The 12,807-nt window shown below is 37.2% G+C and carries 13 protein-coding genes and 2 pseudogenes; 1 reads left to right on the top strand and 14 read right to left on the bottom strand.

The genetic code is table 11. From position 1 onward, the window contains the following. Window positions 1–6: 6 nt before the first annotated feature. The 13 genes and pseudogenes from HRG09_RS00900 to HRG09_RS00840 form a co-directional block, all read right to left on the bottom strand. On the bottom strand, window positions 7–384 hold the full coding sequence (locus tag HRG09_RS00900) for a MaoC family dehydratase (RefSeq protein ID WP_174098926.1): 378 nt from the start codon (window positions 382–384) through the stop codon (window positions 7–9). 92 nt (window positions 385–476) lie between these two features. Continuing rightward, complete coding sequence (locus HRG09_RS00895) at window positions 477–935, bottom strand: GNAT family N-acetyltransferase (protein WP_174098925.1); 459 nt, start codon at window positions 933–935, stop codon at window positions 477–479. A gap of 83 nt (window positions 936–1,018) precedes the next feature. After that, complete coding sequence (locus HRG09_RS00890; protein WP_174098924.1) at window positions 1,019–1,525, bottom strand: GNAT family N-acetyltransferase; 507 nt, start codon at window positions 1,523–1,525, stop codon at window positions 1,019–1,021. A gap of 293 nt (window positions 1,526–1,818) precedes the next feature. Further along, on the bottom strand, window positions 1,819–2,214 hold the full coding sequence (locus HRG09_RS00885; protein ID WP_174098923.1) for an ankyrin repeat domain-containing protein: 396 nt from the start codon (window positions 2,212–2,214) through the stop codon (window positions 1,819–1,821). Continuing rightward, the gene (locus tag HRG09_RS00880; RefSeq protein ID WP_217447886.1) at window positions 2,181–2,942 is read right to left on the bottom strand and encodes an ABC transporter ATP-binding protein; all 762 of its coding nucleotides are present in this window, start codon (window positions 2,940–2,942) and stop codon (window positions 2,181–2,183) included. The genes HRG09_RS00885 and HRG09_RS00880 overlap by 34 nt, the downstream gene beginning before the upstream one ends. A gap of 73 nt (window positions 2,943–3,015) precedes the next feature. Next, window positions 3,016–4,016 (bottom strand): annotated as a pseudogene (locus HRG09_RS00875) (FecCD family ABC transporter permease). A gap of 5 nt (window positions 4,017–4,021) precedes the next feature. After that, complete coding sequence (locus HRG09_RS00870) at window positions 4,022–4,969, bottom strand: ABC transporter substrate-binding protein (protein ID WP_174098921.1); 948 nt, start codon at window positions 4,967–4,969, stop codon at window positions 4,022–4,024. Window positions 4,970–5,129: 160 nt separating this feature from the next. Further along, window positions 5,130–5,363, bottom strand: a complete 234-nt coding sequence (locus HRG09_RS00865; protein ID WP_174098920.1) for a YrhC family protein — start codon at window positions 5,361–5,363, stop codon at window positions 5,130–5,132. Between the two features lie 151 nt (window positions 5,364–5,514). Then, window positions 5,515–8,007, bottom strand: a pseudogene (gene adhE, locus HRG09_RS00860) (bifunctional acetaldehyde-CoA/alcohol dehydrogenase); the annotation flags it as partial. Window positions 8,008–8,268: 261 nt separating this feature from the next. Beyond that, on the bottom strand, window positions 8,269–9,402 hold the full coding sequence (locus tag HRG09_RS00855) for a bifunctional cystathionine gamma-lyase/homocysteine desulfhydrase (RefSeq protein WP_174098919.1): 1,134 nt from the start codon (window positions 9,400–9,402) through the stop codon (window positions 8,269–8,271). Window positions 9,403–9,404: 2 nt separating this feature from the next. Further along, window positions 9,405–10,328, bottom strand: coding sequence for an O-acetylserine dependent cystathionine beta-synthase (locus HRG09_RS00850; RefSeq protein WP_174098918.1), 924 nt, complete (start codon window positions 10,326–10,328; stop codon window positions 9,405–9,407). 82 nt (window positions 10,329–10,410) lie between these two features. Then, on the bottom strand, window positions 10,411–11,106 hold the full coding sequence (gene mtnN, locus HRG09_RS00845) for a 5'-methylthioadenosine/S-adenosylhomocysteine nucleosidase (protein WP_174098917.1): 696 nt from the start codon (window positions 11,104–11,106) through the stop codon (window positions 10,411–10,413). A 14-nt stretch (window positions 11,107–11,120) separates the two neighbouring features. Continuing rightward, a complete protein-coding gene (locus tag HRG09_RS00840) occupies window positions 11,121–11,759 on the bottom strand; it encodes a class I SAM-dependent methyltransferase (protein WP_174098916.1) in 639 nt (212 codons plus the stop codon). 136 nt (window positions 11,760–11,895) lie between these two features. Between HRG09_RS00840 and HRG09_RS00835 the strand changes: the two genes are divergently transcribed. After that, on the top strand, window positions 11,896–12,111 hold the full coding sequence (locus HRG09_RS00835) for a YrzA family protein (protein WP_174098915.1): 216 nt from the start codon (window positions 11,896–11,898) through the stop codon (window positions 12,109–12,111). Window positions 12,112–12,145: 34 nt separating this feature from the next. On the opposite strand, the gene HRG09_RS00830 is transcribed toward HRG09_RS00835, so the two are convergent. Then, window positions 12,146–12,787 carry a YrrS family protein gene (locus HRG09_RS00830; RefSeq protein ID WP_174098914.1) on the bottom strand — a complete coding sequence of 214 codons (642 nt, stop codon included), beginning with the start codon at window positions 12,785–12,787 and terminating at the stop codon, window positions 12,146–12,148. Window positions 12,788–12,807: the final 20 nt, after the last annotated feature.

Raw genomic sequence — 12,807 nt, 5'->3', positions numbered from 1 at the left:
TTTGTATTATTCTCGTATAATTCCATAGCTTGATCCTATTAATACCTCTTTTCCATTTTGATTACGATACACCGATTTTATCGACACCTTTTTATATCCTTCCATTTGTTCCATACTTGTAAGAGTTACATCACAAGTAATTGTATCTCCAGTAAAAACAGGCCTGATGAATTCACTTACTAGTTCTCTTGCTATGTAATGCAAATCCCCACCAATTTTCGTTCCTATACTTGCAGTCAATAAGCCATGAACCATTAAACGTCCTTGCTCGTCATATTCCATATGATGTCTCCCTTTATCACCTGTAAGGTCTGCAAACTCGAGAACTTCTTCTTCTGTAAATGTTCTTTCATACTGCAATGTATCGCCTACTTTAATATTCAATTTTATCCCCCTTTGAAAATTTCTGAATTTTCTTTATAATAACACAAAAAAACTATAAAATGAATGATTGTTCATTTTATAGTTTCATTATTCTATCTATGCCCCTGTTTTTTTGCTTCATGGTAACCATAATAAGCACATGTCCCATTTTGTGATAAATCTCGTACCTCAAACCCACAACTGCGATAAAAATCAAAATTGTTAGCAGAAGTATGTGCAAACCAATCTCCGTGCGGTAGTTTCTGCAAACAAAGGGAAACGAGCTTCTTTCCTAATCCCTTTCCTCTATATTCACACTTCACAACTAAGTCCATAATATTGGCAGCCATGATCTGATCAGAAATCACGCGAACCATTGCAACCATTTCTTCATCATCCCAAATTGTAAAAGCCCATGTAGAGTTTTCAAATGCTATCGTAAATTTTTCAATTTGCCAAGATGGAATGCTATTATTACTCCAGCCTGCATCCTCAAATAAACTTTTAATTGCATAAGCTGGTACACCTGTCGTTCCTTCTCGAATAATAAGTCCGTTATGATAAATATACATCCCATTCCCCCTTTTATTGTTATATACTATTCTTTAAGATTTAGATATTACCTTTTAAAAAGGGGGAAAAGATGGAGAAATTTTCACCTTGCTCTCTTAATAGCATATACAAGAACATCTACCCCATGAAATGATGCTGTTTTTTCATAACTGAGTCCTGTTTTTCTAGCAACAAAAATAGAAGCAGGATGATTGGGATTAATAAGAGAAATGAGCTTGTTTAACCCTAATGCCTGGAAACCATAGTCTCGAAAAGCTGATGCCGCTTCCTTCGCATACCCTTTTCCCCAATATTCAGGAAGAAGCCAATAACCAATTTCAATTTCCTCTTTACCATCTACTTGTTGCCGAATAAGACCTGCGTGACCAATTGGTGTATTTGTATCCTTTTCAATCATTAAAAATAGTCCTAAGCCGTTTTTATAACTAGGAAGAACCCAGCTTTCAAGGCTTTTTTTACATTGTGTATATGTTTTAGGAGTGCCATTCCCAATATAGCGCATCACTTTCTCATTTCCCCATAAAAAAGCGTAAAAATCTAAATCGGTCATTGTATATTTGCGAAATTGTAAACGATCTGTATGGAACATATCCCCTCTCCCCCCTTTGCCTACATACATTCCAGAATGTAAAATATATGGTAACTTTTACATCTATTATAAACGAGGCAACAGACAATGCAGAAAAATTTCGTAATAAAAAAGACAGTAGACAAAGACTTGTCTACTGCATCCATATCATAACTAGTATAAAGAAAACTACAACTGAGGGGGGTGTAGGCTTTTCATTTCTATACTAGGTATTTATCCCGTTCTAACGGGCGGTAAACCTTCCAATCTTTCAAGTGAAAGGTTTACCACACATAAGAACAATCTATGGTAATTTAAGTACGAGCCGCTAAATACTCAAAAACACCATGTGCTTCTTCACCGCCCATTCTTGCATGTTGCAGAAGAGGAATACCATGTGGACCAGATGCGTACAAGGCTTCTGGCTGTGTCACTAAAATTGCTTGAACAATTTCAAGTTTTCCAAGCATAGTCGCTGCAAAAATATCCATACGCGCTCCTTTTTCTAATAAATAAAGAGCAATATCCCTACGACCTACATGTGCTGCTGCACCTAAAGCACTTTCCCAATCTGCTCCGCCCCAATTATAAGAAGCATGAAGTAAACTTGGGGATTCTTCTAAAAGCTCCTGAACCTTCTCTAAATCACCATGAGCTGCCATAACAAATTCCCTTACTAATTCATTGGTAATACGTTCTTCTGTTTGCATCGCTCTTCTCCTTTTTTACAAATTCGTTTTGGTGTAAAAAATGGTTTTTCTCTTCCTTGAAAAATGTCAACCTCAATTCCAAAGACTTGCTGAAACATTTGGTGACATAATACACATTCCGGCATCCCATCATATTGGATTTCTCCTTGTTTTAAAACAAGTAAACGGTCGCTATATTGAGCCGCTTGGTTAATATCATGAAGGACCATTACAATCGTCATACCAAACTCTTCATTTAATCGTTTGACCAGTTCCATTACTTCTAATTGGTGGACGATATCTAAAAAAGTTGTTGGCTCATCTAATAATAAAACATTCGTGCGCTGCGCGAGTGTCATCGCAATCCAAGCACGCAGTCTTTCTCCGCCCGATAAAGACTGCAAAAGCCGGTATTCATATCCTTCTAGTTTTGTAACAGATAATGCCCAGGTAACAATTTCTTCATCTTCTTTACCTAATCGGCTGTTCCATGACTTATGAGGTTGTCTTCCAAACTCCACTAATTCCTTCACAGTTAAATCTAACTGGTGATCTTGCATTTGTGGCAACATCGCTAATTTCTTTGCAACATCTGCACTTTTCATACTGTGAATATTTTTCCCATCCAAAATAATTTCGCCCATTCCGGGATCAAGCAACCTTGCTATTAACCGTAACAGTGTAGATTTTCCTGAACCATTTGGACCAATTAAACTCACTATTTCACCAGCTTTAATATGTATATTCATATTTTGAATTTGAAATCGTTCTGAATACGCGTAAGACACCTCTTTAACGAAAAGCACGTTGTTTTCCTCCTCTCTAAATTAAGTACAAGAAGAATGGTCCCCCTAAGAAGGAGAGTAATATTCCAACAGGTAATTCAATCGGATCAAACCAACTTCTCGCAATTGCATCTGCAAAAACAAGTAACACCCCACCGCCTAAACAAGATAACGGTAATAAATACCGATAATCATTTCCGACTAACAGACGCAACATGTGTGGAACTACTAATCCCACAAACCCAATAAGTGTCCAGAAACACTTACCGCAATTCCAGCTAATAGTGTGCTTACTACGATTAAGAAAAAACGACTACGTTCTACATTATGCCCAAGTAACTTTGCCATTTCATCTCCGAGCATAAGCACGCGAATATGTTTAATGCCCATAAAAGCCAAAATAATGGCGAAGATTGCATAATAAATAATCATATTAAAATGCGCCCAGCTCACACCACCAATTCCACCTGCAAGCCACGGTAATACAGATTGCACTTTATCACTGTGAAGTAACATTAGTGCTGAAGTTGCCGCGCCGATTAACGCATTTATTGAAACACCAACTAATACAATGCGTGAAGGTGGTGCTCCTTTTTGCCATGATAAAGCATAAATCACCATCGCTGTAATAAACGCTCCTAAAAATGCGCCAAGTGGAAGAAATGCCATATGTTGTGGAAATAAAATCATAATAACAATTGCAACGAGACCCGCTCCTGATGAAACCCCGATAATCCCAGGATCAGCAAGGGGGTTTCGCATAACCCCTTGCAATAAAGACCCCGATGCGGCTAAGCATGTTCCTACAATAAATCCAACGAGTACACGTGGTATTCGAAGATCCCACACAATTCGGTGTACTGTCGAATTTTCATCTTGTATACCCGTTACAATGTCCTGCAATGAAAAGGATAAACTCCCTGCAACAAGTCCATAAAAAAGGGAAAGGGCGGTTAATGAAGTTAAACTAACCGTCAAGATCCATCTTTTCTTTGCAAAAGGGTGTGCCTGTTTTTTTACTACTGCATCACTCTGCATGTTCATCATTTCCTTACATCTTGTATACTTTTATACATAAAGTCCATTGCTTCCGTTACTTTTGTTCCAGGATTTGAACCGAATAAATTAGGCGGTAAAATAACCACGCGGTTTTGTTTCACTGCCTCTAAATTTTTCCACGCCTCGTTTTTCATCATTTCCCCTTCAAATGCTTTTTTTACACCTTCAGGGTCGCCGTGTGTAATTAAGAAGATCACATTTGGATTCGCTTCAATAATACGTTCTACGCTTAATTGTGCGTACTGCGGATATTCTTTCATTTTTGGAAACTCAGCAGCAATGTTCTTACCACCTGTTTTTTCTAAAATATCGCCTGATAAAGAGTTTGGTAGTGCTGCTAAATATGTGCCTGATGCTCCGTAAACTAACAATGCTTTTACATCGCTCTTTTTCTCATATTTTTTCATTTGATCATTTATTTTTTGATTTAATTCTTTTGCTTTATCTTCTTTCTGCATTAGCGTTCCATATATGTTAATACTCTTCTGAATATCTTTTACGGAGTTTGCAGAGGAAATCATTACTTTTGTACCTTGCCCCTCAATCGTTGGGATATTTTTTTGAAATCCGTTATTTGCTACAAGAAGATCTGGCTTTAAGCTAGCAATTTGCTCAAAGTTTGGTTGATGCGCATTCCCAATTACTTGTACCTTCTTTAGCTCATCTGAAAGTGGTAATTTCGTATCTGGACGACCAATAATGTTGCCACCTAATGCATGAATAATATCCATATCTCCCACACTCAATGTAGCAAAACTTTTTGGCGCTTTCTCAAATGTTACTTTTCTGTCTGAGAAATCTGTAATCTCGATTTGTTTTTTTCCTTTGTCTGTTTTTGTTGCAGACGCTTTTTCGTTCTCTTTTGAGCTGCAACCAATCAGTAAGAAAAAAATAGAACAAATCACTGTAAACAGTGTTATATACTTTTTCATTTCTTCGCATCTAATTGATAATGATAATCATTAACTACTATTCTACTTTAATTGATAAGGATTATCATTATCAATATCGAGCGCATACATTTTCTACAAAACTTTATTTATACAAAAAAACGCTACAAAAAGATACACTCTTTTCGTAGCGTTTCATCTATCAATTTGATTCATATTCGTTCTCCTCTAATCTATCACGCAGCGCTTTAACACGCTTGAAAAAGAAAAATGACACCCCTAAAAATAAAACGATAACCCCCATCATCGCAAAGGATTGTACAGTTTCTCTTCCTTCAGTTGGAATCAATAGGCCAATCATTAAAAATGTGGCTAGTGCAAGAAGAACTTGACCGAAGCGAATATAATCTGCTATTTTCTGCTGTAATTCTTTCATACTTCTACCACTCCTCCCTCTCACTCTATCATATTCTAATAGCTTTTAAGGCAAGTAAATACAGCCAATGAGGGAGAAGTTTTCCAAAGTAAAAAGAGCCGTTATGAAACGGCCCTTCCAAATTTTCTATACACCTTTATAAGCGCTCATGTATACTTCTTTCAAATACTTCTTGTTCCACACCTTGTCCAGCAATGCTCATATTGATATTTAATCCTTTCCCAAGGGCAATAATTGCTTGCACGAGTGATTCTACTCCTTCTTCCACTGTGCTCGCTGAAAGTCCAAGCATTCTTGCGATATGTGCATAACGTTCATCAGCAACAAAGTGTTCATATTTTGGGAATAAGGCATGTTTTCTCGGTATAATTGCATTATAACGAATAACATGCGGCATTAAAATTGCATTCGCACGGCCGTGCGGAATATGGAATTCCGGACCAATTTTATGCGCCAAGCTATGGTTAATACCAAGAAAGGCATTTGCAAACGCCATTCCAGCAATCGCAGAAGCGTTATGCATTTTCTCACGTGCCTCTTCATCATTTCCATCTTTATATGCGCGTGGTAAATACTTAAATACAAGATCAATTGCTTTTAATGCTAAACCATCTGTATAATCATTTGCCATAATAGAAACGTATGCTTCAATGGCATGTGTTAATACATCCATACCAGTATCTGCTGTTATATGAGGTGGTACCGTCATGACAAATTGTGGATCAACAATTGCTACATCTGGTGTTAACTCGTAGTCAGCTAACGGGTATTTGATATTATTCTTTTTAGCTGTAATAACCGCAAATGGTGTCACTTCTGAACCTGTTCCTGATGTTGTTGGAATCGCAACAAATTGCGCTTTATTCCCAAGTTTCGGATACTTACATGTCCGTTTTCTTATATCTAAAAACTTTTGCTTAATGCCAAAGAATGTTGTTTCTGGATGCTCATAAAAGAGCCACATTCCTTTTGCTGCATCCATTGCGGATCCACCGCCTAAGGCAATAATCACATCCGGCTTGAAGCTTCTCATCATTTCGGCACCTTTAAATACCGTTTCATCTGATGGATCTGGCTCTACTTCAAAGAATACTTCTACCTTCACATCATTTGTATGTTTGCGTAAATAATGAGTTACTGTATCGACATAACCATGCTTAACCATCCCAGGGTCCGTTACAATAAATGCGCGTGAAATATTCGGCATATTTGCTAAATATCCTGTCGCATGTTTTTCAAAATAGATTTTGGGTGGTAATTTGAACCACTGCATATTCTTTTTTCTACTTGCAAGTCTTTTTATATTCAATAGATGTGTTGCCGTTACGTTTTGAGAAATAGAATTCTTCCCATATGATCCGCATCCAAGCGTTAATGATGGAATAAATGCATTATATATATCACCTATTCCACCTTGTGATGAAGGTGCGTTTACAATAAGGCGGCATGCTTTCATACGTAAACCAAATTGTTTTTGCACTTCTTTATTTGTAGAATGAATAACCGCTGAATGTCCTAAACCACCTAAGTTTAGCATTCCCTCGCAATATGTAAATCCGTCTTCAAGTGAACTTGCTTTTATACACGCTAGTACAGGACTTAATTTTTCACGAGATAGTGGATAATCAGCACCTACACCTTTAATTTCAGCAACGAGCATTTTTGTATCTTCTGGCACTGTAATTCCGACTAATGCCGCAATGTAATATGCTGATTTTCCGACGATATCACTATTGACTGCACATGTATTTTCATTAATCACAAGCTTCTCTAATTTTCTCCGCTCATCTTCTGTCACAAAATAACAATTATTTGCTATCATTTCATCTTTCACATCATTGTAAATTTCTTTGTCTACAATGATTGCTTGTTCAGAAGCACAAATCATACCGTTATCAAATGTCTTTGATAAAATCAAATCATTTACAGCACGCTTCACATGTGCCGATTTCTCTATATAACAAGGTACGTTTCCTGGTCCTACACCTAGGGCCGGCTTACCAGTAGAATACGCTGATTTCACCATTCCTGCGCCTCCAGTTGCTAGAACAAGCGCAACACCTTCATGATTCATTAATTGTTTTGTCGCCTCAACAGACGGTTTTTCAATCCATTGCACACAATTCTTCGGTGCACCTGCCTTCACTGCTGCATCACGTAACGTTTTGGCTGCTGCGACCGAACAGTTTTGCGCCGATGGATGAAACGCGAAAATAATTGGATTTCTTGTTTTCATTGCGATTAAAGCTTTAAACATCGTTGTCGAAGTTGGATTCGTGACTGGTGTTACCCCAGCAACTACACCGACTGGTTCTGCAATTTCTATGATTTCTTCATGAGGATCTTCATGAATGATTCCTACTGTTTTATCTTTTTTCATACTATGCCAAATGTATTCAGTCGCAAAAATATTTTTGATACATTTATCTTCATATACACCGCGGCCCGTTTCCTCAACAGCCATTTTTGCAAGTGGCATATGTCGATCTACACCCGCAAGTGCCATTTCATGTACAATGTTGTCAATTTGTTCTTGTGTAAAATCTTCTAATGCTTGTAAAGCCCTCTGACCGTTCTTTACCAACGTATCAATCATTTCTGTTACTTCGTGCATTTCATTTACAACTTTCTCTTTGACTACCATGTAAATTCCTCCTATTCTGCTATAGGGACTTAATTTAGCCATAAGGGTCTTAATAAGTCCCTATTAACGTAAAAAAATAGAGTTACTTTCCCTACATGAATCCTATTGTTTGTGAAATTTTTCACAAATTTATATGTGAAGCACCTCGTTTCATGATTTTACTATACACGAAATATTTCTCATTGTGTGTGTCTGATTTGTGAAATATTTCACAAATCAATTTAAGAACAAGCACTGCCGTCTTCAGCAGTGCTCCTTCCATTATGCCAATGCTTGTGCTAAATCTTCAATTAAATCTTCACCGTCTTCAATACCAACAGAAATACGAATTAATGTATCTGTAATTCCTAACTCTTTACGGCGATCTGCTGGAATCGATGCGTGTGTCATTTGAGATGGAATAGAAATTAAACTTTCTACTGCTCCTAAACTTTCAGCTAGTGTAAAGTATTGCAATTTCTCAAGTACTTTATTTAACGTTTCTTCACTATCTACATCAAATGAAATAATTGCACCATATCCACCAGCTTGTTCTTTTGCTAATGCATGATTCGGATGAGATTCAAGACCTGGATAATATACTTTATTTACTTTTGGATGATTGTTTAAAAACTCAGCAATCGCGCGTGAATTTGTTTCATGTTCTTCCATACGAATTCCTAATGTTTTTAAACCACGAAGTAATAAGAAGCTGTCTTGTGGTCCAAGAATGCCACCTGTTGAATTTTGAACGAAATGAAGATCTTCTGCTAATTGCGCGCTATTAACAACAACTAGTCCGGCAACAACGTCGCTATGTCCCCCTAAATATTTCGTTGCACTATGAAGCACAATATCTGCTCCTAAAGAAATTGGTGACTGCCAGTAAGGCGTCATGAATGTGTTATCAATAATTGTTAGTAAACCTTTCTCTTTTGCAAATGTGGAAATTTGCTTAATATCTGTAATTTTTAATAGTGGATTTGTTGGTGTTTCTACATAAATTGCTTTCGTATTCGGACGAACTGCTTCTGCTACTTCGTCTAAGTTCGTTGTATCAACAAATGTATGCTCAATGCCGAAGCGATTCAATACTTTTGTAATCACGCGATATGTTCCACCGTATACGTCATCTGTTAAAATGACATGATCTCCTTTTGAGAATAACATAATCGTTGCTGTAATAGCAGCCATCCCTGATCCAAATGCAAATCCCGCATGACCATTTTCTAGTACTGCAATCATTTCTTCTAATGCTGCACGTGTTGGATTTCCTGTGCGTGAATATTCGTATCCTTGATGTTTACCAACCGCTTCTTGTCTATACGTACTTGTTTGATAAATTGGTACGTTTACAGATCCAGTTGAAGGTTCTCCTATGCGAATACCATGAATTAACTTTGTTTTTGCTCTCATTTTTATTCCCACCCTTTGTATATATCTTTACTTAAGTAACGCTCACTGCTATCTGGAAAAATCGTTACAATGTTTGTACCTGGTTTTGCCTTTTCAGCCTCTAATAAGCTTGCATGAAATGCCGCTCCCGAGGAACTACCTACAAGAAGTCCTTCTTTCTGCGCTAACTCTTTCACACGTCTAAATGCATTTCGATCAGAAATAGTATGAATTGCATCAAAATATGATGGCTTTAAAAATGGCGGAATGAATTCAAGACCGATTCCTTCTGTTTCATGTGAACCTGCTTCACCACCATTTAAAATAGATCCTTCCGGTTCTACAATCACCGTTTTAATCTCACGGTTTTGTTCTTTTAAATAAGACGCAGTTCCCATAAATGTACCGCCAGTACCTGCACCTGCCACAAATATGTTAATCTCTCCATCTAGCGCTTCCCACAGCTCAGGTCCTAATGTTTTGAAATAGGCACGTGGATTTGCTTCATTTGCAAATTGGCTTGGAGAGTATGAGTTTGGAATTTCTTTTACTAATTCTTTTGCCTTCGCAATTGCACCCGTCATCCCTTGTTCAGTAGGTGTATGCACAACCGTTGCACCAAGTGCTTTCATGAGCTCTTGTTTCTCAATACTAAATTTCTCTGGTACACAAACAATAACGCGTAAATCATGCTCTTGTGCAGCAAGTGCCAGTCCAATCCCAGTATTCCCTGCCGTCGGTTCAATAATTGTTCCACCTTTTGCGACAAGTCCCTTTGCTAATGCATCTTCAATTAATTCTCTTCCTAAGCGATCTTTCACACTTCCACCTGGATTATAAAATTCAAGCTTTGCAAATAAACGAACGTCCTCTGGAAGTGAAAAACGAGTAATTTCTACAATCGGTGTATGACCGATTAATTCATGAACCCCACGATACACCTTCATCGTGTTCTCCTCCTTATTTGCCAATAAAGAAAAGGCAACTGTATGTATCTTCTGTATATGAAACAGTTGCCTTTTTGTTACATTACTTTAACTCTTCTAATACTTTTACAATAAAGTTTGTAGAATGAAGAGCTGCTTGATCTAAAAATTGATCAAATGAAACATTTGATTCTTTACCAGCAATATCAGAAAGTGCGCGAATAATTACAAATGGAACGTTATATTGATGACATACTTGCGCAACCGCTGCTGCTTCCATTTCTACTGCGTAAAGATTTTCAAATTTATCACGGATTGCTGCAACTCGGTTTGGATCACTCATAAATGAATCTCCTGTTGCAATCATTCCTTTCACAACTTGAATATCCTCTTCTGATTTCATACATTTCTCTGCTAGTGCTATTAATGCTTCATCAGCTTTAAATCCTGGTGGCATCCCCGGCACTTGACCGTATTCATAATCAAACGCAGTTACATCCACGTCATGATGGCGAACTTCTGTTGAGATGACAACATCCCCAACATTTAAAGATTGGTGGAATCCACCAGCTGAACCTGTATTAATTATTTTTTCAGGCTGATATCTCTCTAATAAAATTGTCGTTGACATCGCTGCATTTACTTTACCAATACCAGACTTTAACAAGATTACTTCATGTCCTGCCAATCGTCCTTTCGTAAATTCACAACCTGCGACAGTTTCTGTTTCTGCCTGTTCTAATTTGTCACGTAAAATACGTACTTCTTCTTCCATTGCTCCAATTACAGCAATTCTCAATCTAATCCCTCTTTCTATTGCTTAGTTGCCTCCATTACCCACACAAAATGATTTAATCTCGTGAATGTTACATGGAAACCATTGTTTTCAAAAATAGATTGCATGATAGGAATACGTGTGTAGTATTCTGTTTGCAAATCGTTTGCTAACTGGTGAAAACCTCTTTGCTTTGCAGCTTCAACAGTTTTATCATACGCTTCTTGATCTGCAAATATCGTATCAGCAAACACTATTTTACCACCTTTATGAAGCAATTGACTATATTTCGCAATTGCCACATCTTTTTCTTCATCTGTTAGATGATGAAACGCATAGGTGCTTACAATTGTATCAATAGAACCCGGAACATCAAAAGAAAGAAAATCTCCTTCTGTAATTGAAAATCCTTCTGGCAACTTTTGTTTTGCGATTGTACGCATTTCACGTGATGGCTCTATTCCATAAACAGTATGACCAGCAAGTAATAATTTATTTGTTAAATTGCCAGTACCAACACCAAATTCCAATACATTTCCAAATGATTTATTTACTACATCCTCTAAAATCTCCTCATAACGAGCGAAAACTTCTTTATATTGTATATCTTCGCCTTGTACGAATGAATCGTACGTATGAGCCCACTCATCAAATAAACCGTTAAATTCTGTACCCATATAAAATTCCCCTTTTTCTTATCGGTTTTATCAGTATGATATGCTTTCTTTACGAAAATGTCAATTGAAACGAAAATGGTATTTCCTTCTTTTCTTTGCTACACTTAACTTGATTATATGGAGAGGAGCGTTTTTTGTGTCATTTACCTTTGAAATGCTGGAAGATAAAGTAGAATTTTTTGAAGCATCAAACTTAGTTTCCTTAGAAAAGAAAATTAATGAGCAAATTGACAATAACAAAGCACTTATGCTGGAAGTTCATCATATTTCTCATCAAATGGTTATGGATCCTGAAAGCAAGAGACCTTATTATAGTGCAGTCGTTCATTTCAAATTAAAAAAATTACGCTAATAAAAAAGAGAGAGGTTATGAGAACCTCTCTCTTTTAGTTTAGAGTTTGAACAAGGACTGGTTTCCAGCCTTCATTTTCTACCCAATCAATATTTACATAATATCTTTTACCGCTTTGTTTATCTTGGACGTTACCGTATGCTTTTTGCTTACCGTTATTTCCAATACGATGAACAGTTAGTTGCTCCACCGGAACCTCAATTGCAGAGGAAATTGCTTGTTTCATTTCATTCCAATCTGCTGAGCCTATTTTAAATGTCATCGCAGGTGTCGCACCTTGCGTTGTACCTACCGGCTTCCAAGAAGGATTTGTGTACGCATCTGTTGCGTTTGACTGTGTTTTTTCAGCTGGTACTTTTTCATTTGCTTTTGCTTCTTCCTCAGCTTTTTGTTTCTCTTCTTCAGCCTTTTTCTTCTCTTCTTCCTCTTTTTTCTTCTGTTCGTCTATTTTCGCTTGTTCTTCTTTCTCGTTCTTTTTCTCAGCTTTATTTTCTTTCTTCGTTTCCTGAGATACTTTTTTGTCTTGAGAAGACGCTTGTTCTGTTGTATCAGAAGTAAAGAATACTTGGTACGCTACAACAAGGACTGCTAACAACACGATAGCAATTGCAATATTTAAAACACCGTTTTGACGACGTTTTTGTTGTTTCTTTTGAAATCTAGATCCTCCTGCCATTCTTCAAACCTCCATGCAGT

The organism is Bacillus sp. Xin1 (assembly GCF_013314535.1).
In the GTDB taxonomy this organism is placed as follows: Bacteria; Bacillota; Bacilli; order Bacillales; family Bacillaceae_G; genus Bacillus_A.
Note: the sequence above shows the minus strand (reverse complement) of the source record. Positions and strands in the feature narration are given on the sequence as shown.